The sequence below is a fragment of the Candidatus Mesenet endosymbiont of Agriotes lineatus genome (genome assembly GCF_964019585.1).
GTDB lineage: Bacteria > Pseudomonadota > Alphaproteobacteria > Rickettsiales > Anaplasmataceae > Mesenet.
Map to the genome: position 1 here is coordinate 355169 of NZ_OZ026454.1, position 20002 is coordinate 375170.

Consider the following 20002-nt stretch of genomic DNA (forward strand, 5'->3'; position numbering starts at 1 on the left):
ACACTCCCTTTTTTGATTTATGGAAACTTGCATTATCAAGATTTGACCAGGTTGTAAAATTGGAGCTTTCAAACCAAGCGTTAAAAATATCCCTCGAAGGTGCCATTATTTGTTTTTTATTTAGCGCTGCAATCATGCTGAGTTTTTTTACCTGATTTTAGAGAATGGAATCTCTCTCCCCGCTTACAATATCCATACTCATAGTCTTCTGTGTTCTCTATACCGGATTCATCAATATATACAAGATTTCCAGGTTGCTTCAAGAATTCTGCTCTTCATTTCTTTCCCTATATCCATAGGTCTTTTTTTGTGCGTAAATCCGATATTTTTAAGTGCACGGTGGATCGTTTGCCTACTGATATTGCCCCAAAATCTTTGACTACCTTCATGCTTTTTAGCAAATTCGATAAACTCATTCCAATTTTATGATTATAGCCAACGCCTTCAGGTTTTTTTGGTAAAAAGTCTCCTGTTTCTTTGCGTCTTACCTGCCACTCATATAATGTTCTATTTTATATCTTATAGCTACAGATTTTCTCCTTCGTCCAATTGCTTTTTTCCTTAAATCGTAACTCTGGCATCAACCATCCTAAATCTTTATCTTACCTCATTCGGATCTTTAAAGGAAGGGCTATAACATTAGCTTTCAACTCAAGTTTTAGTTTTTTTTGGTGATTTTTTAATTTGACGTGTATGGCTACTCTGTAAAATAATATTGTAATCAATTACAACCAGCTAAAGCTGGTGGTATGAGTTAAAGCTTTAAAGCAAGTTTTAAAACTCAGAGATTTGTGATGTTTATGATGAATTTCTTGTTCTTCAATATACTTCTGCACATCTGTAGAATTTACATTACCAACGGTAACAGCAAAATATCCTCTAGCCCACAAATGTTGACCCCAGTATCTTTTTCTTAATTGTTCAAACTCTTGGAATAACTTACGTTCCCTTTGATATATTGTTGGATAGTGGGCGGCATAGAAATTAGCATATGTACGTGATCAGGCGTAATATTACCACTTACAATATCTACAGACCCGCTGAGAAACGGTATGCAACTAATTTCAGCAGCAACAACAGCAAGAATCAATTAAAACTCATGCCTGAGGTTTGCGAGACCAGCAATTATGTTAAATCTCATGTTGTATTTCTTCTGAAAATTGCGATAGGTATGCGACATGATTTTAAAAATCTTAATTTCACGGATTTTATGCTCCACTTTCATCCTAAATGATGCCAGCTTCCGATTGTGCTCTTTTTGATCGTCCGTCAGCAATTTTTTTCGATACCTTTTATGCGGAATCATAACGTTACTCTGCAATTTTTGCCACCCCTGATATCCAGAATCTGCATACTTTATATTCTCTTTTGGTAACATTTTTTCCTGCTTTCATATCTTAAAATCGTGAGTTCGACCTCTGTATGACTTTGACACTGATAGAATTTGCCCATCTTCTCTTATAACGATTTCCGTTTTTATCGTGTTTACTCTTTTCTTGCCAGAATAAGACAATTTTCTTTTTTTCCTGTCTTTTGGCCGTTCTATTGGTTGTTCTGTAACATCTGCTAATATCTTCAAAATTCTTTCTGGCGTCATAGTTCTGTCCTTTTTTTTTGAGATTTTTTTAGCCAAAAGTGGTTCCATTTTCTTGAGTAATCGGCAGATGTTTGAGTTATGCAAGTTGAATCGGTAACTCAAGAATCGGTGTGTTATGTAAGTTCTATAATACAGAATTATACAAAGTATTTTGTCTTCCAACACAGGCTATTTTGATGTTCTTCCATTTCCGTTTTTTAACTTTCTCCCACTCTGGGCGCACTTTTTCTATAACCTTTTCGAATTTTCTTATTGTCAGACCTGTTACATCTTGAAAATTCCTCGGATGTTCTTTTATATTATGCTAATTTAAGCTCATCTTGCCTCACTTTTTCTTGCTCTATCTCTCTTTATATAACCATTTCTCCTCTTTTGCACCAGGTCTATATAAAAACGTAAATCATTCAATTGAAAAGAAAAATTTAAAATTTGTTTAATTCTGATTTTTTAGGATTCTCTTAGTTATTATTTATTTCTGGATCTTTATTTTTCGACCTTTTTATCACCAACCTGGAGAGAAGCGAGTGATAACATCAGAGAGAGGAAATAGCTTTGATCTGCGGATTCCCATCACAGGAAGCTATCAGCTGATGCTGGGAGCGCCATAGTTGCGTGTTTAAGGCGCGCAACTATAAGGGCATCAAACCTTATTTTAAGAAGAAATCCTAAAACGGCTAGGTTAAGTCGCGGATAGATCTTATTCATCAACCTCTAGCCTTCACTGCTACAGCAGCAACTTTAATCAAATAAGCGCTCCATAGATCAGATTATGTTAGCAGCCTGATACTATTCAGATCGTCCTACCAGTACTCTATCACCTAATCTACTACCTATCTCTCCAGATTGGTACTCTCTTTATATCATATACATTCACAACCATGGAAGCAGAATTTTATTGTTTTTTCACAATTCTTTTAAATATGCTGCATTTTAAGATCTTTATTTTTTATAGATTTTCTATAATCAATTACCACCAGCTTTAGCTGGTGGTATGAGTTAAAGCTTATAAAGCAAGTTTTAAAACTCTAAAATATTGCAATTATTGTATGTTCCTTAATATACCTTTGCACATCTGTAGAATTGACATTGTGACAGCAAATTGCTCAAATATCTTTTTCTTAGTTGCCCAAATTCCTGTTTAATATATTGTTGGATATTTGGAGATATAGAATATGTATATGATCAGATTCTACATAATTTGCATTCTCTGATAATTCCTCTCTGACCTGTAAATATCTGTATTTAGTACAATTAGATCCATATCAAATCACTAAAATACTAAAGCTTAAGCTAACTACATAAATACAGCTATTGCATCATTCTTGACCGTTTTAAGTTTTTACTATTATCAGAAAGCCTGTAATCTAATTTTCTTCTTTTTGCGTTTCGTATCTCATCTGACTCAGATGAGCTTGTACTTGATACTCGAACAGAAAATTCAAACTGATCCGCAAAGGATTCGGAAAGGCTAGAACTAGGTGAATTTACATTTACTGATAAACTATTTTGGGATAGGCTGGAAGTAGTAGATCTAGATAAAACCGTATCTGGTCTGGGCAATTCTAACAATTTATTATACACATTTTCTAATTGGCCAAGGGGAGCTCTAGAGGGGTCTATTTCATCATTGAACTCCTTATGTTGTGCTACTTGAGGCATAGAAGAATCATAATTAGGCAAATATACTATAGGTTCGTTCTCACAATTTAAACGTTGATACCCTATAGGCTTATCTGGAGCTATACACGAATTCTTTTTGCGTTTACCAACTCCAGGTCTGGATAAGTCTATATTTAATCTATTTAAAGCTTTCAAAGAAGTTCTAAATTCATCACTTTTACTTATTATGTTATATATTCTACCATTTGATACTACACATGCTAAAAAGTCTTCCCCATAGGTATTTTTTAAGTATATATTAACTCTATGATTCAGCAAAAAAGATGCTATTTCTCGATTATCTGCTTTAGCTGCTAAAATCAAAGGAGTATTTCCAGCTTTATCACATATATTAATATCAGTGTACTCACATTCTATTAACATCTTAACTATGTTAATATGACCATATAGTACTGCTAGGTGAAGAGGGGTATATCCGTATCTATCTCTTACGTTAACTGTATCCCTGCTAAGCAATACTCTTATTATACCCATACCGCATCTCGTTACTATTGCTATATGAATGGGAAGAGCTTCATGACAAGCAGTGGTTAATCCTGCACCTAACTCCAACAGAGTTTCAACTATTCTTAAGACTTTATCTGCATGCTTATATCCTCCTAATAAGATTCCTGATAGAGGCGTATGCCCTAGGTCACTCTTTTTTTCGAAATCTGGATTAAAGTTAGCTAATGTTCTGATCATAGGTATATTTTTATATATAGTAGCAGCTACGTAGATAGGGGTTTGTCCAAGATTGTTTGTTGTGTTGACATCAAAGCCTGAATTCAATATATTCATCACTCTTAGTCTATCATTATTAAATATTGCGTTAAAAAGTTTCTCTTCTACAGAAGGTTCCTCCTTATATCCAATCATTCCTCTCCACCAATTTATACTAAATATGATATATCGTATTTACAATGCAAGCTTTTTGAAAAATTTTAACTAAATCTATTGCTTATACCCATGGCATTGCTAATGAAAAATTTTTTAAATGGAGTGAAGTTTTCAATTGCTAATAGTCCAATATTCCTAAGTACTTTAGTACAAAGGTTTCTATTTGAAAACAGTCTATTAAGACCATCAGTAATTGCAGCCATAGTACAGTTATCAAAATACCTATCAGACGAGTATTTTTCTAAAACATACCTACTACCTACATCAATTCCTTGCTCTCTTGCTGTAGAGATATTCGCTACTATGCTTTCCACATCTTTTATACCTAAGTTTAAACCCTGACCTGCAATTGGATGTATAGAGTGTGCTGCATCTCCAATCAGCACTATTCTTTTTTGATATAAATCCTTTGAGAAGAGAAAAAATAAGGGATAAGAAACTCTAGCATTCTCAAGTTTGATATCACCTAAATAAGAGCCAAATCTTTTTTTAAGTTCAACAATAAATTCATTATTTGATAGCTGCATAAGCATAGAAACAATGTCAGACTTTTCTGTCCAAACTATAGAAGATTTATACCCTCCTTTCATTGGTAGAACTGCAAAAGGGCCACTAGAAAAAAAACGCTCTACTGCCAGACATTGATGATACTTTTCATGTTCTACATTGCAAACTATACTGCTTTGCTTGTATTGAAGTTTTATTGCTGGTAGGAAAAACAATTCTCTTAATTTTGAATGCCTACCCTCTGCACAAATTAGTAATTGAGATGTTAATTCTTGACCATTATTTAAGACAACTTCTACACACCCAAAATCACATGAGATAGATTTGCAAGAAGTAGGTGAGTATACATGAATTTCACTTGTTAAATTGTTACTAATAGCTCTCTGCACAACAGACTTTTCCACTACGTAGCCCATAGGCTCTTTGCTTACAACCTTATGATCGTAGTGTACAGAAATTGGACTATTTTCATCAAGAATACAGATATCTAATATAGGCCCTGCCTCGCTTTCAATAAAATGCCAAATACCAAAATCCTCAAGTAGCCTCTTTGTGTTATATGATATGGCAAATACCCTATTGTCAGATTTTGGAGGATGGAAAATATCGTTTTTTTCTAGTAGTGCAACAGAGAGGAATTTACGCTTGAGGCCAATAGCTGTAATTGAGCCTAGCAGCCCACCTCCTGAAATGATAACATCATAATACATTTTACAATTGATTAAAAATTATAAAAATACTTTTATAATATTGTATTATCTAAATTAAATTATGTTTAGTACTTTTTTTCAGAAAATCAGACAATTCTTTAAAAAGAAAAAAGTAGAAGAAAAAAAATATGGAGCTTGGCAGGAAGACTGTTTAGGATATCAAAACATTGCAATTAACTTTACTAAGATCATCAGGGCAATTAAAGATCAACATCATATAATCTCTTTAGAAGCTGATCCTGGTTTGGGCAAAACATTTTTCCTACAAAATTGGGCTTTAGATCTGAAGGAACAAAATGAGATTGCAGTATACTATGATGCATGGAACATTAATGCTTTAGAGCAACCTCTTGCTCCACTGCTTAGCTTTATATTTGATAATTTATTTATATCAAAAAAAATAAAGAAAAGCATAGTACGTAAGTTTAAAAATATAAATGACCAATTATTTTCGCTAGATACACTTGGTAAGCTCATTAACAAATCTCCACTAGGCATATTCTCTGTTTTTGTTGATGTAACTAAAGAAGCAGAGAAGAAAGAAAGATCAGAAATCTCTTTAAATGAGCTAACAGCTTATAATACAAGAAGAAAAAATATGGAAGTTTTTAAAACTCAGTTCACTGAAATAGTAAATAAAATTCGCAATAGCCAAAACATCTATGTATTAGTTGATAACCTTGAATTATGTCGAACAAAATACATTATAGATTTTTTTGAATATATAAAATATAGTTTAAACATAGATGGGTTGATATTTATTTTAGCTACCCATAAATCTCAAAGTAATGTTAAAAAGACAGTAAATACTTCTTTTGGTATACAGAAGCATTTTGTTGATTTATCTCTTTTTTTACCTAGGGTTCCAGTAGAAAAATTTATTAATAAACAGTTTCAAGATATAGTATTAAGTAGACCAATAGAAGAAATAAAGTCTAGCTTTACTGTTTTATGCAGAATATTTTTACTGTCACTAAAGGACATAAAACGTTGTGTTTATGCAGTAAATTTACTTTTCTTAGTTTACCCACAAAAAAAACTATTTTTACCAAACTTATTTTCATTTCTAATAATACTACAATTGGTAAATCATGAACTTTACGAATCACTAGGCACAGACATATTATCTACTACAGACTTTTTAATTGCCCTTGATAAACCAGTAATTAATAACTATCAACAAGAGTGGCAAGGTTTAAAAGCTGCTTTAGAAACTTCATTTTCTAATATAAATAACTTTAGTCCCTTAAAAGACACTCTAGCCCAATTAGATGGCAATGAATATGTTATCAACTATATGAAGAGGATGATTTCCTATGTTGTATAAAAAACCATCAATATTACGGTGGCGCAAGTCAGGTGAGCTTCTGGATCACCTTTTATCATAAACAGTAACAATATTATCAAGGGCTTGATCATGATCTTCTACTGGTAACTGCTTGCAAAACTGTAGGTCATATGCAACACCTATGAACTTACTACCAAGTGGGCGTAATTTCTCTATAGTTCTATCATACCAACCGCCACCAAACCCTAATCTGTTCAAATTTTGATCAAAAGCAATAAGTGGTGTAATCACTATATTTGGTACTATGTAATTTTCAATTTGGCTATCAATTTTCCACTCTTGAAATAACAAATAATCGCTATTTTGATCTACAATTGGCACAATTATTTTATGACCTAAACCCTGTAGTTTCTGCATGAGTGGTATAACATTTATCTCACCATCTCTTGGAATGTACCCAGCTACTATTTTACTTTCACTGATAATGATGTTTTCAATGAATGTTTCTTCTATTAAACTTGCCGCACGAATTGCAAAATCTTCGCTTACTTCTTTCCTTACCTTTCTATATTTTTCTCTTAGCTCCCTTTTTTTTGCTATAATATTAAGCTTATACATAAACCTAATTGGCTCTTTGTAAACAATAACTTATCCATTTTGCCATGAGCTTTTCTTGCAAACTGTTCTGTTTTAACCTTTCACTTAAAAATTTAAAATCAACATAATCTAGATTTTGATCCTGATTACTGCAACTGTAAACAAAACTCTCCTCACCAGTCATTGGGTCTACATGTCTTTGCAAACATTGAGCACATATCTCCTTCATCATGCACTGCATAGGTGAGTTAACAGACGCTATAACTTTCACTTCTCGTTTTAAATGTGGTTTAAAAAGAGTGTTTTTAGCACTGGCTACTGCCTCCATCATTTTATCTGAGCCAATAACTATAATTTTATCTATAGAATCTAAGTTGATTGTTGTTTTACCAACTGTCTGATAAGCAACAATTCCATCGATAATATTGCTATGGAATGACAGATCCCCCTTTCTTCCTTTTTCTATTACTCCTTCATCACATGTCCAAACCAAAGTAGTTGCTGAGGACTCTAGTGACTCTCGCTTAAAAACATCACTTAACTTTTTATAACCAGCAAAATATAAAACCTGGCAGTTATTTTCCAAACACGCTTTTCCTATAGAGAAAAGCACAGCATTACCAACACCGCCACCGATGAGCATGACATTTTCGTTTTTAGGAATTTCTGTTGGCATGCCGGTTGGCCCCATCAGCACTACAGGTTCATTCTTTTTAAGATAGTAGCACAAATCTGTTGATCCACCGGTTTCTAAAATAATTGTAGAAATAAGACCTCTTTCCTTATCTACCGAAGCACCAGTAGCTGCTATACCCTCCATTGTTAATTTTGTATTTTTAATCTTAAGAGCCTCAAATTCACCGTTTTGCAACCTATAAAATTGACCAGGTTTAAAATTTGCAGCAGCCATGGGTGCTTTAATTACTACTTCAACTACTTTAGGAGTAAGGCGCTTTACATCCACAACTACTGCAGTAAATGCATTTTTTATCTTATCAAAGAAAACATTCACATGTTCTGTCTTAACATCGTTATTTTCCTTCAGAAGTCGCGTAATTACAGGGTAGCCATTTTTAGCGCTGGCCATAGCCTTAACTACACTCCCACTATATGAAGGGTGCAAATCACCAAAAAAACTAATAGCTTTACCTGAGTCTCTATATAAAAAGATATAATCTTGCTTTTTTGCTTTAGGTGAAAATGTATGCCACCCTACCTTGCCCTCTAAATCAAAATAAGAAAAATATTTACCACTCAATTTAAAGTGCTTTGTATCTTCACTAGCAACTATAGTATTTGGCTCAGTACCTGCTGCAATTAATATAGTACGTGCATTTATATGCCTTACTTTTCTATCTTTATCTAGTATTGCAACTGACTGTGCATGGTTATATTCATCAGTTACAATTTTTGTTGGCTCCAAATTTTCAAGGAAATCAACCCCTTCTGCTAAAGCATTTTTAACCTCTTCACTATTTAATCTGTAACTTGGAGAGTCAGTTAAGTTTTTCCTATAGATAATTTTAACTCCACCCCAGCTACGCATTAACTCCAGTATTTTAGCCTCTCTATTTTCATTTCTTGCCAATTCTTTTTCAGTACGTATTGCACGTGCATGCAAGATATATTCACTGGCAATTTCGTGCTCTTCTACGCTCCAGCTTGCTTCAACATATTCTTTGCCATATTCATTTACCAATATTTCATAACGAGAAAGGAATTTTTCAACTTGAACTGGGTAATATGCTAAACTTTCTGTTGCTGTGTCAATTGCTGTAAGTCCCCCACCTATTATAACTATTGGCATGCGGATTTGCAGATTAGCTATGGAGTCAGATTTAAGTGCTCCAGTAAGCTGCAGTGACATTAAAAAATCTGATGCCATGCGTACTCCACATGCTAACATATTTTTTATATTGATTATTTTAGGTTTGCCAGATCCAAGCGAAAGAGCTATATGATCAAATCCGAGTTTGAAGGCATCATCAACTGTTACTGTCCCACCAAAACGCACCCCTCCATAAATTGCAAAGCTTTCTCTTCTTTCTAAAAGTAATCTGATAATTTTGAGGTTATTTTTATCCCAACGAGCAGTAATTCCATACTCTGCAACCCCACCAAAACCAGAAGGAGTGCGCTTGCTTAATTTCTCATATTTAAAATCCTTTATGGGTAATAATTTTTCCTTTAAAGGTTCTATTTTAAGTCCGTCTATGGCAACAACATTATGCCCATCATTGAGCAGGTGATGGGCAAGTGTAAAGCCTGCAGGCCCAAGACCAACAACTAAAACGTTCTTTCCTGTGCTTTCTTTAGGAAGTGGACGCTCAAAATTAAGTGGATTCCAACGAGTAAGAAGAGAATAAATTTCAAATCCATATGGTAAACTCAGCACATCCTCAAGTATCTTAGTTTCAATCATTGGAATATCAACAGGATCCTGCTTTTGATATATGCAGGATTTAGAGCAGTCATTACATATTCGATAACCAGTTGCTGCACATAGAGGATTATCAATAACAATGATAGCTAAGCTTGATATACTAAAGCCTTGGCTTTTGACTAAATTCATCTCAGAAATTTTTTGCTCTAGTGGACAGCCATGAAGCTCAACATCTAAGGGAGATTTCTTAAAATCTTGACTTTCAGAAAACATCCCTTTAGAACAACTATCCTTATTTTGCTTATGGCAGTATATGCAATAATGAGCGTTATCTAATGCCTTATTTAAAATAGGCTTATTATGTGTTAAGTCAAATCCAGAACGTCTTTTTACCTCTTCTATACGCAATACTTCATGATCATCTACTTGTTTACTTATAACTGGAACCAATTTGTCATAGTCAATTTTTTTAGGGGATGAGAACAAAACACCCTCTTGATTGTTTACTGCCATCCATGCAGCATACTGAGCCGCAAGTTCTACTTCTTCTTGATATTTCTCCTTATGCTCAAACCAGAGCATAGCTTCTTGTGCAAAATCCTGCTCTTGCAGAGGAAATTTTAGGAATACACTTAATTTCTTAGTTATTAAATTAATATCTATATCATCAGTTTTTACATATTTTTTTAGTGCATAGCGTTGAATAAATAACCTTTTACATTTATACAGCATCACAAAATCTTCGTGCTTTTTTCTTAACGCCCCAGCCTCTTCTTCAATAAAAAATAGTTTAGAAATGAACTCTTCAACTGCAGGAGAAAGCTCTATTACTAGCTGACTGTCGTAATTTTTGTTTTCTCGTGCTTTACACAGTGAATGATATAAATCTTTATTATAATTTTTTATATGGTCTAAAAATACATTATCTAGCTTTTTTAAACCATCTATATGATATAAATCGAAAAACGATATCGAGAAATTAAACATCTCTAAATCTTAGTATTTAATATATTTTATAAAATATTAGTAAAAAGATAAAGAGATGTGCTACTTTAAGATTTAAGTTTACATCCTTTGAGCAGGTTGTTTATTAGATTCTTCTTGCCAAACAGCGCTTGATACTTCATTACCTTATATACGTAATGGCAATTTTTATAGAAATTTAGACAAAGCTTTCATAAGTTTGTTTTTCTATGTTATGGGCTTCATTACCATACACTTCATTAAACTCTGAGCTTGGGTCATTGAAATCTTTAAAACTATCACGTATATTATAATTTTCTATATAAAAGAGCTTTTTAAGCATTAGCGAAGCAAGATATAAAACAAGAGAAGGTATAAATGCTATCGCAAGCACTTCTCCTCTAGAATGCTTTCTATTTAGCTTAGCATTACCTAGAAGGAGAAAAAGTGATGTAAATGTATATGCAGAACATATCAAAACAGTATAATTAATAATTTGCTTACCTCGTCTATCACAGTCAAAATCCTCTATTTTGTAACTTACACTTCTACATATCTTCCGAGCTTCTTTAGGCGTTAGTTCAGAAATGTGATGTTTTATTCTATTTTTTATTATAGTAGACACTGCTGCTTTATACGTTACTAGACAACCAGAGTATACTTTATATAAAAAGTCATTTTGGGCTTGAATGTTATGATTGCTCTGTAGATAATCTTTAATATTTGAGTTAAGTTGTAAATTTGTATATCTTCTACTAATCAAATCATTTATTAACTCCTCCTTTATTAAACCTAATATATCTTGATTATAAAAACAACTCAGAAGAAAGGGAAAGACCAATGTATTCTCATCACAAACCTGTTTAATAGTAGTATATATAGTATTACACAAATTATTGCTATTGATCCTTTTATGTTCACCATAATCACATTCTCTATGCTGATATTTTCTATATATATTTTCACTATGCACAAAAAGAGATTCCACGATTCTCATCTTATATGAACCATAATGATCTAGATTAACTTTGCCTAACTTTTCCAATATAATGCCATCCAATTCCCCTCTCATATTTCCCCCTGCTTACAATATCAAACGATTTATCAATATGCTAAAAATAGCATTTGGTAAAATAAATAATTAAAATACCAGCAGGTAAGATTTTTAGATTGCGAAAATATGTCTCAATTATTCTATTATTGCTTTTTTAGTTTTTTTGCACTTTTTCTTCAAAGCAATCCCAAATAATCTTTTCAAGAGATAAGTTATACAGTTCATTAATTTCAACTACTCCTGTAGGGGAAGTAATGTTAATTTCCAATAAATAATCACCTATTATATCTATTGCAGCAAATAGCAACCCCCTTTTTCTTAGTTCTGATCCAACAGTAGTACATATATTGTGGTCTCTATCATTTAATGATACCCTTTCAACAGTTGCACCAAGGCGAATATTTGTTCTTATTTCTTCATTAGAATTTGGAACTCGTCTTATTGCTCCAATTGGCTTACCATCAAGCAATAAGACTCTTTTATCGCTATTTATATCATTACAAAACAGCTGTACGATAATGGGACAATTATATTTCTCAATCACAATTTGCGATATAACCTCAATATTTATGTCACTATGATTTATCCTTAGCACATCATTTCCACCATAGCTGTATAGAGGTTTTAAAATTACGTCTTTATGCTCTAAATGGAAACTCTTTATTGCTACTAAATCCTCTGTTATGAGAGTTGGTAAAGTAAATTGAGGAAAATGTGACACTAAAAGTTTTTCCGGGCAATTTCTTATCTCTGTGGGGTTATTTATTATTAGTGCATTTACCTTCTCTAAAATATAGGTTGTAGTGATATAACGCATATCAAAAGGTGGGTTTTGTCTTATGAAAACAACGTGCATTTCACTCAGAGGAATAACCTTGCCATCAGAAAAATTAAAATCAGAATCACAAGTAATAACTCTTTTAGCTAACGCAATTGGCTCATTGTTTTTCAAAGATAGATCACTTGGTGTGTAAAAGAATATTGTATGCCCCCTCCTTTGGGCTTCTTTCATAAAAACAACAGTAGTATCATTACGAAAATTTACACTTTTATCCATCTGAAAAGCAACACTCAGCGACATCTTATTTATCTATAAACCTTACGTAGCTAACAACATCTTTAACTTCTTTAATTTCTCTAATAATTTTTATAACTTCATTTAATTCTTTACTATTTTGAGCTATTCCCATCAAGTAAACCACACCATCCGCTGTATTAACACTATAATTAACCGATTTCACATTTTTTCTTCTTAAAATTCTTGCCTTAATTTTTGCTGTGATTAAGCTATTTTTGGCTATATCAGCAATAGAGTTATTACTGTCATTATCTAATGTTTTTATCTTTATTTTATTGATAACTTCTTTCACCCCTTTTTGTTCCCATGCAACTCTTTCTGCTGTAACTTGTTTTTCAATTGAATCCACACTTCCTATTAACAAAACTCTACCTTCATTTACTTTGACTTTTATAGATGAAAAAAGATTATGATTTAAAAGTTCTTTATTTATTCTAATCACAATAGTAGTATCATCTATAGTAGCACCTAAAGACTTATCTTGCATGCTAACTACAGTTGCTGTTGTTACAGCAGTTCCAATCAATAGAGAAATACAACCACTTTGAGCTACTATTAAAACAGCTAGCAATAGACTTATAATTACTTTCATTGCTTTTAACTAAATATTTTATAATATAATAATAAACTCAGGAACTAAATTATTAAACTAAATAAAAGAATACTTGAGATTATTATAAGTTAAAATATAATTTACTGCAGAATGCGGATATGGCGGAATTGGTAGACGCGCTAGGTTTAGGTCCTAGTAAGGAAACTTGTGGGGGTTCAAGTCCCTCTATCCGTACTTTATATTGTATATTTATGATCTTATGTTACCCATATAAATACTACTACATTATCGTTGTCTAATACTTCCCTTTTATAACAAAATCGCAAAAGATATTATAATTCTTAGTCAATCCTTAAACCTCCACCACCAAGAATATGGATATGAAAATGTGGTATTTCTTGCCCCCCCCCTTCGCCATGGTTAGTAATTAACTTATATCCTGTTTTGTCTAGTTTATGCTCGCATGCTATCTTTCTTATTACTTTAAAAAAATGTAACATATTATCATCTGATGAAGAAGAAATAAAATCATCAAAGGAGATGTAATTACCTTTTGGTATTACTAATATATGAGTAGGAGCTTTGGGATACTTATCTTCAAAAGCGAGAATTTGTTCATCTTCATATACTTTCTTGCATGATAATTCTTCCCTTAATATTTTAGCAAAGACATTATTGTTATCATAAACTAAAGAATTCATCTTCTTACTAATGTTGTCCTATCCCCCTCTGCTTATCTCTTCTCTTCCTCTACTTCTTGTGATGCAAGGTGACTTAGTACTTGTTGTATTTAAAGATACATCTTTAAAATCTTCACCTGCAACTTCTACAATTTTATTCTTCATATTACTTATATCAGATCCCTCTACCTCAGAACGCGATATCAAATCATTCTGTAGTTCATTAGGCTCTTTTGTTGATTGCAAACTAACGATGTTAGGAGGAAATTCTCCTGGGTTAGTTAAAGAAAACTGACTATTACTCATATTGTTACCCATCTGCTCCTCCTTTTGTACAATACTTTCTCCTTTGATTATTTCTCCCGTCTCTTTATCAACCTTTTTTTCTTCATTTTGTGATAAATTAGAGTTATGTATACTACTTTGCATTTTCATTTCAATATTAGGTATTTGTTTTATAGATTCCATATTTTTTGTATCATTTTTATTTTGGGATTGCAGTGTAGAAGAAGAATTTTCTAACATTGGCTGCTGCTTCGTATTTGTAGAACTTTGTTGCTTAGTAGCATCTTCAAGTATTTCTCCATCAGTACATTCTTTTGTACTTTGAGATGATGATACGGAATGAGATGGCGATGTAGAAGTAGAAACAGATTTTAATTGTGGTTTTGTTTTTACAAACGGTTGATCACTACTAATTGCTTGATCTTGAGCTTTTTTATACAACCTTTTTGTAATAGTTTTTATCATCTTTTCATCAAATGGTAAACCTAAAACATTATAACAATTTTTAACCTGCTCCTCAATTTCTTCAAATGTTTTACCAGCAGTATTTATTCTAATTACCAATGCCTCCCCTTCAATTCTAATTGTCCCATTTTCTCTCTTAATAAATTCATATAATTCAATAAGTTGATTATAGGCTTCCTGCTCATCATTAGACAGTTTCTTCTTATCACTACTTTTAGGTACAAAATCCTTATTTCCCTTATCTTCTTCGCTACCTTCAAGCCATGCTTCAAATTGTTGCACACTTCTTTGAGGTAACTTATATTTTGGTACTTTTACTCTTATATCTTCACCATGATCCTTCTTTTTCATTATAGGATCAAATCTTATGCCATAGTCTTTGCTTGTAGTTTTGTTTGCTTTAACATCAAAATATACATCAGGATTACCAAAGGGAATTTTAGGTCGTATATTTTGTTTCCATGTTTGTTCCAAGTTAACAGCATATGGAAAGCCTTTAATAATAAGGCGAGTAGGATGATAGATTAAATATTTTGCAGCTCCATAAACTGCCTTAGGCATAGACCATAAACTCTTCCAAGGACGCTCCGATATGCTACTGTCTAACCCTTTAGCACCATCTTTTATTTTATTTACTATTCCGCTTATCATTTAAATTACCCCTGCTTTTAGTCTTGTAACTAAAACTAATATATAATTATAGTAAAATAAACTTAAATTACCATAAAAAATTAATTATACATAAAAAGTAAACACTATCAAAGTAGTAAAAAAATTATAAGTTTTTTTTATTAAGAGTAAGTTAATTAGTATGCCGTCAATCACAGAAAAAAAAGCAACTCCAGTAATGCAGAATTATCTCTCTCTTAAGAAAGATTATAAGGATTGTCTATTATTTTACAGGCTAGGAGACTTTTATGAATTATTTTTTGATGATGCTATAAAAGCCGCAAAAGCCTTAAATATAGTACTAACTAAACGTGGCTACTATAATGGTAAAGAGATACCAATGTGTGGAGTTCCATCTCATAGTAGCGAATCATATTTATATAAATTAATAAGCTTAGGATTTAAAGTTGCAATTTGTGATCAATTAGAAACAGCAGAAGAAGCAAAAAAGCGCGGTCATAAATCTGTAATAAGGCGTGATGTGGTACGCATCGTTACTCCCGGCACTATAATTGAAGATACGCTTTTAGAAGATAAAAGCTCTAACTATTTAGCATGTATAGTGTATAATCAAAACAAATACTCCATTGCTTGGGTTGATATCTCAACTGGCGAATTTTTTTACTCGTCTACAAACTCAGATAATTTAAGTAGTGATCTGCTCCGCATCTCACCAAAAGAGCTATTAATAGCTGATAAGATGCTAGATTACAATGAAGAAATAAAATCAATCTTAAAAGGCTATAAGCTATCTTTAACTGAACATGCAGAAAGTTTCTTTGAATATAATAAAGCAAATAAAACACTACTAGAATTTTATGGTTTGCAGTCGCTGGAAACTTTAGGAAATTTTACAGAGTTAGAAATAGCAGCATGTGGATCGGTGCTGGAATATGTTAAAATCACACAAAAAGGAAGATTACCAAGACTGGAGCACCCAAAAGCATTTAAGCAACAAAGATTCATGTTAATTGATACTTCCGCAAGGAAGAATCTTGAACTCTTTACAACCCAATTTGGTGAAAAAGAGGGATCTTTGCTCAGAGCCATTGATCATACAGTTACTGCATCTGGAGGACGACTTCTTAAACAAACTTTATCATCTCCATTTATTTCACCTGAAGTTATTAATACAAAATTAAAAGCTGTAGAGTTTTTCGTAAAGAACAGTACTACATGCAAACAAGTACGGGAAATATTAAAAAATATTCCTGATATAGAGCGAATTTTATCGCGTTTGCTGCTAGGACGTGGATCACCAAAGGATATGTATTTACTAAGCTTTAGTTTTAATAAAATCCACAAATTATCTAAGATTTTGTCTTCTATAAACGAATATCAAGTTAAGTTTATTTGTAAAAATTTAGAAAAGCATGATGATCTATTAGGCATTCTAGATGAAGCACTAATTGCAAATAATATTAGCAACATAAGAGATGGAGGCTTTATTAAGCCTAAGTATAGCTTAGAATTAGACAAGCTGCTTTATATACAAAATAATACCAATCAACTTCTTGATAAGTTGCGTGATTCTTACCGTAGTTTGACTAAAATTGGAACTTTAAAGATATCATATAATAATATTATGGGCTACTATGTTGAAGTTTCAGCAAACCATAAAATAGACCAAGATATATTCATTCATAGGCAAAGCTTAGCAAATAGTTTGCGTTATACCACAGCAGAACTTAAGGAACTAGAGAGTAAAATAATTACAGCACGCGAAGAAGCGGTAAATTTAGAAATTAAAATTTTTGGTCAATTGTGCACAAGGATTGCTGAAGAATCTCAGCAGATAGCGCTTACAGCACATGCCATAGCAGAGCTTGACCTAACAACAGCTTTTGCAGAACTTGCTGTGCAAAATAATTATGTTAAACCAATAATTGATGATAGTTACGCATTCGATATTGTAAAAGGCCGTCACCCAGTAATAGGGGTAAATAACAAGTTTGTGGCCAATAACATTAATTTAGCCGGACAGCAACGTATTTATTTAGTTACTGGTCCAAATATGGCTGGAAAAAGCACTTTTTTAAGGCAAAATGCTTTAATTGCAATTTTAGCACAGATGGGCTCTTTTGTACCAGCAGAATACGCGCACATTGGAATTATTGATAAAATATTTAGCAGAGTAGGAGCATCTGATAACATTACTGTTGGCTATTCCACCTTTATGGTAGAGATGATTGAGACTGCTTCAATAATCAATCAAGCCACTGACCGGTCTTTAGTAATACTGGATGAGATCGGTAGAGGTACGGGAATCTACGATGGACTATCAATAGCACAGGCAGTAATAGAGCATCTACATAACATTAATAAATGTCGTGCAATTTTTGCAACTCATTATCATGAACTATCAAAAGTAAGTGAATATTTGGATAACTTAAAGTGTTTCTATGTAAAAGTAAAAGAATGGGATGGAAAGATTATTTTCTTGCATGAGATATCAGAAGGAGTAGCAGATGAATCATATGGAATACACGTTGCAAAACTTGCTGGTTTTCCCGATTCTATCTTAAAAAGAGCTAATGAAATTATGAAAGAGCTAATTAGCTAAAAATATACACCATTCACATAATTCGCTACATATTCAACTAAGCTACATGCCATAGCATCATTTGTAAAATCAACATCATTTGTTCCTTCTTTCATTTGATGTAAAGAGCACTGATTATCTCCTTTTGTGATAGTAAATGAAAGAGGATCGTAAGTTTGAGTTCCTAAGTGATTATTAAAATAATGGAATTTGTTTTGGCTATCGTAGTGACCAAACTCATCTATGAGTGATCCTACCTTTTTTTCTCCATTGCCTATCTCATACACATCTACCCCATACTGCTGAGAATTAGGGTAATTGTTATCACTTGCTTTAAGGACAAATGATGGATAAGAGCCATTTTTATTATAATACTTTGCAAAATCAATATTTTTTGTGCTCTTTATATCCACTGGGTTTATATGTTTATAACCATCTAAAATACCATGAAATCCATTACCACCCTTGTTACAAAAGGCTAACTTATACTCATCTTCTTCGGTTTTTACTACCATTAAAAAGTGATACTGCGGTGGCAGATCAATACTAATTTCAGGTTTAAAGCGATCGTAAATATAGATTTTATTATCATAAAAATAATATCCAGTTGATGTGAAAATACTATCTTCACTCTTGCCATTCAGCTCCACTTTTACTTCATGTTTATTATTTACTATTTCATTTCCTTTTATTAAACCCACTTCTATTTCTTTTGTAGAAGCAGGACCTAGTCCTTTTGTCAATTGATCAATTAATGCCTTAAGGTCATTATGACTTTCTGCTAGATTATTAAGTTGCTCACCTAAAACTGATAATGTAATTTTCACAGCGTTTTACCCCCATAATTGGTTTATTGACTTCATTTATTATTCAAAGTTAACCTATAAGGTCAGTAAAACCATCATATATTGCTTTATATATTCCTGTATTTTGGTTATGAGTGTCATCAGGCTTGCCTACAAGCCCTTCTAACGCTTTGATTTTGGTGTCCATTTCGTCAACTTTGGTTTTAATATTAGCTATTTCATCGGTTGCATCTTTGATACTTGCTATTTTATCGGTTGCAGTTTTGATAGTTGCTGTTTCACCCTTAATTGCTGTTAAATTAGTTTTAACCATATTGCCTCCATTGTTATAAATATCTAAAAATTAATGGCCTTCTTGATATAGAAAGCCAAAATCTATGAGCCTATAAGCTCAGTGAAATGATCATCTATTTCTGTGAACAATCCTACATTTTTACTTGAGTTACCTATTAATCCCTCAAGATGCGTTATTTTCTCTTGCAATTTATAGATTGTTCCATCGCTTTTGGTGAGCCCTTCCACTTTATCTGATAATCCTTTATTGCTTTTAACCAGATCTTCTAATTTTCCAACGTCGTTGGAAAGGCCTGTTATTTTATTAGCCAATTCTTGATTCTTTGTAGAAAGCTCTCCAATATTATTGTTCAATGTTTTTGTACTACTAGATACTGTCTGATCTGCTTTTGTTATACTCTCTGTTACATTTTTACTTGCTGTGTCTATATTTCCTATTGTACCTTCTAATTTTTTAGCTAGTTGAGTTACATTTATAATTGCTTCTGTTACTTCTTTTACTTGTTCTGGTAAAGTTAGTGTTTTTGCCATTTTTTACTCCATGAATTTTTTTCACATTAATTAAAGCAATTCCTTAATTAAAATTTCAATTATATAATGTCATTATGGGTATATTCTAAAGAGTTGCTTTCTAAATTGAGCTCATCAAACTTACACAACAGCCCTAAATTCATTTTACCTGACGTATCAAGCTCATTGTTTTGTCCAGTGAATTTTCCGTTGAGAATTAACTGATTAAATTCACACGATAATCCCAAATCTACTTTGGACATAGTATCAGGTTTACTGCATTGTCCAGTTGATTCCTCAATCTGAATCTTCTGAGCTTTTACAATTTTGTTTAATTCATCAATTTGAGCTCGATAATTTTCATTATCTGTCTTTAATTGTAAAATTTGTTCTGGCAAATTTAGTGTTTTTTCCATTTTTTACTCCTTAATTAATATTGATAAAATTTTTTTACTGAATAAT

17 protein-coding genes, 1 tRNA gene and 2 pseudogenes are annotated in these 20002 nt (G+C 32.4%); 3 read left to right on the plus strand and 17 right to left on the minus strand.

What is annotated here, in order from left to right; all coding sequences use genetic code 11:
* Nucleotides 1-7: 7 nt before the first annotated feature.
* From AACL19_RS01715 to ubiH, 6 genes and pseudogenes are all read right to left on the minus strand, one after another.
* Nucleotides 8-550: pseudogene (locus AACL19_RS01715) on the minus strand (IS630 family transposase); the annotation flags it as partial.
* Between the two features lie 175 nt (nt 551-725).
* A complete protein-coding gene (locus AACL19_RS07015; RefSeq protein WP_410519875.1) occupies nt 726-959 on the minus strand; it encodes a transposase in 234 nt (77 codons plus the stop codon).
* Nucleotides 914-1090, minus strand: coding sequence for a transposase (locus AACL19_RS07020; protein ID WP_410519864.1), 177 nt, complete (start codon nt 1088-1090; stop codon nt 914-916). Before AACL19_RS07020 ends, AACL19_RS07015 begins: the two co-directional genes overlap by 46 nt.
* Nucleotides 1091-1895 (minus strand): annotated as a pseudogene (locus AACL19_RS01720) (transposase family protein). It lies immediately after the preceding gene.
* A 1010-nt stretch (nt 1896-2905) separates the two neighbouring features.
* Nucleotides 2906-4135 (minus strand): ankyrin repeat domain-containing protein, encoded by a 1230-nt coding sequence (locus tag AACL19_RS01725; protein WP_339046193.1) that lies wholly within the window; start codon nt 4133-4135, stop codon nt 2906-2908.
* Between the two features lie 65 nt (nt 4136-4200).
* Nucleotides 4201-5373: a 2-octaprenyl-6-methoxyphenyl hydroxylase gene (ubiH, locus tag AACL19_RS01730; protein WP_339046195.1), complete on the minus strand. Its 1173-nt coding sequence runs from the start codon at nt 5371-5373 to the stop codon at nt 4201-4203.
* 61 nt (nt 5374-5434) lie between these two features.
* Here ubiH and AACL19_RS01735 point away from each other — a divergent pair, with 61 nt between their 5' ends.
* Complete coding sequence (locus tag AACL19_RS01735) at nt 5435-6700, plus strand: P-loop NTPase fold protein (protein ID WP_339046197.1); 1266 nt, start codon at nt 5435-5437, stop codon at nt 6698-6700.
* A 45-nt stretch (nt 6701-6745) separates the two neighbouring features.
* Here the strand turns inward: AACL19_RS01735 and AACL19_RS01740 are convergent, their stop codons facing one another.
* The 5 genes from AACL19_RS01740 to AACL19_RS01760 all read right to left on the minus strand — a co-directional run bounded on the left by AACL19_RS01740 (nt 6746) and on the right by AACL19_RS01760 (nt 13328).
* Complete coding sequence (locus tag AACL19_RS01740; RefSeq protein ID WP_339046199.1) at nt 6746-7279, minus strand: 5-formyltetrahydrofolate cyclo-ligase; 534 nt, start codon at nt 7277-7279, stop codon at nt 6746-6748.
* A gap of 4 nt (nt 7280-7283) precedes the next feature.
* Nucleotides 7284-10628: an FAD-dependent oxidoreductase gene (locus tag AACL19_RS01745; RefSeq protein WP_339046201.1), complete on the minus strand. Its 3345-nt coding sequence runs from the start codon at nt 10626-10628 to the stop codon at nt 7284-7286.
* A gap of 175 nt (nt 10629-10803) precedes the next feature.
* Entirely contained in the window at nt 10804-11676 is an 873-nt protein-coding gene (locus tag AACL19_RS01750; RefSeq protein WP_339046203.1) for a hypothetical protein, read from the minus strand.
* A 136-nt stretch (nt 11677-11812) separates the two neighbouring features.
* Nucleotides 11813-12733, minus strand: coding sequence for a glutathione synthase (gene gshB, locus AACL19_RS01755; RefSeq protein WP_339046633.1), 921 nt, complete (start codon nt 12731-12733; stop codon nt 11813-11815).
* A 7-nt stretch (nt 12734-12740) separates the two neighbouring features.
* Nucleotides 12741-13328, minus strand: a complete 588-nt coding sequence (locus AACL19_RS01760; protein WP_339046205.1) for a BON domain-containing protein — start codon at nt 13326-13328, stop codon at nt 12741-12743.
* Nucleotides 13329-13441: 113 nt separating this feature from the next.
* On the opposite strand from AACL19_RS01760, the gene AACL19_RS01765 reads away from it, so the two are divergent.
* Nucleotides 13442-13523 (plus strand) — tRNA-Leu (locus tag AACL19_RS01765).
* A 107-nt stretch (nt 13524-13630) separates the two neighbouring features.
* On the opposite strand, the gene AACL19_RS01770 is transcribed toward AACL19_RS01765, so the two are convergent.
* On the minus strand, nt 13631-13990 hold the full coding sequence (locus AACL19_RS01770) for an HIT domain-containing protein (protein WP_339046207.1): 360 nt from the start codon (nt 13988-13990) through the stop codon (nt 13631-13633).
* A gap of 18 nt (nt 13991-14008) precedes the next feature.
* Nucleotides 14009-15370: a hypothetical protein gene (locus AACL19_RS01775; protein ID WP_339046209.1), complete on the minus strand. Its 1362-nt coding sequence runs from the start codon at nt 15368-15370 to the stop codon at nt 14009-14011.
* Between the two features lie 160 nt (nt 15371-15530).
* Here AACL19_RS01775 and mutS point away from each other — a divergent pair, with 160 nt between their 5' ends.
* A complete protein-coding gene (gene mutS / locus AACL19_RS01780) occupies nt 15531-17951 on the plus strand; it encodes a DNA mismatch repair protein MutS (RefSeq protein WP_339046211.1) in 2421 nt (806 codons plus the stop codon).
* Here mutS and AACL19_RS01785 read toward each other — a convergent pair.
* From AACL19_RS01785 to AACL19_RS01800, 4 genes are all read right to left on the minus strand, one after another.
* Nucleotides 17948-18757: a hypothetical protein gene (locus tag AACL19_RS01785; protein WP_339046213.1), complete on the minus strand. Its 810-nt coding sequence runs from the start codon at nt 18755-18757 to the stop codon at nt 17948-17950. The two genes, mutS and AACL19_RS01785, sit on opposite strands and share 4 nt — an antisense overlap.
* A gap of 49 nt (nt 18758-18806) precedes the next feature.
* Nucleotides 18807-19049, minus strand: coding sequence for a hypothetical protein (locus tag AACL19_RS01790; protein ID WP_339046215.1), 243 nt, complete (start codon nt 19047-19049; stop codon nt 18807-18809).
* A gap of 62 nt (nt 19050-19111) precedes the next feature.
* Nucleotides 19112-19561 carry a hypothetical protein gene (locus AACL19_RS01795; RefSeq protein ID WP_339046217.1) on the minus strand — a complete coding sequence of 150 codons (450 nt, stop codon included), beginning with the start codon at nt 19559-19561 and terminating at the stop codon, nt 19112-19114.
* Between the two features lie 59 nt (nt 19562-19620).
* On the minus strand, nt 19621-19956 hold the full coding sequence (locus AACL19_RS01800) for a hypothetical protein (protein WP_339046219.1): 336 nt from the start codon (nt 19954-19956) through the stop codon (nt 19621-19623).
* Nucleotides 19957-20002: the final 46 nt, after the last annotated feature.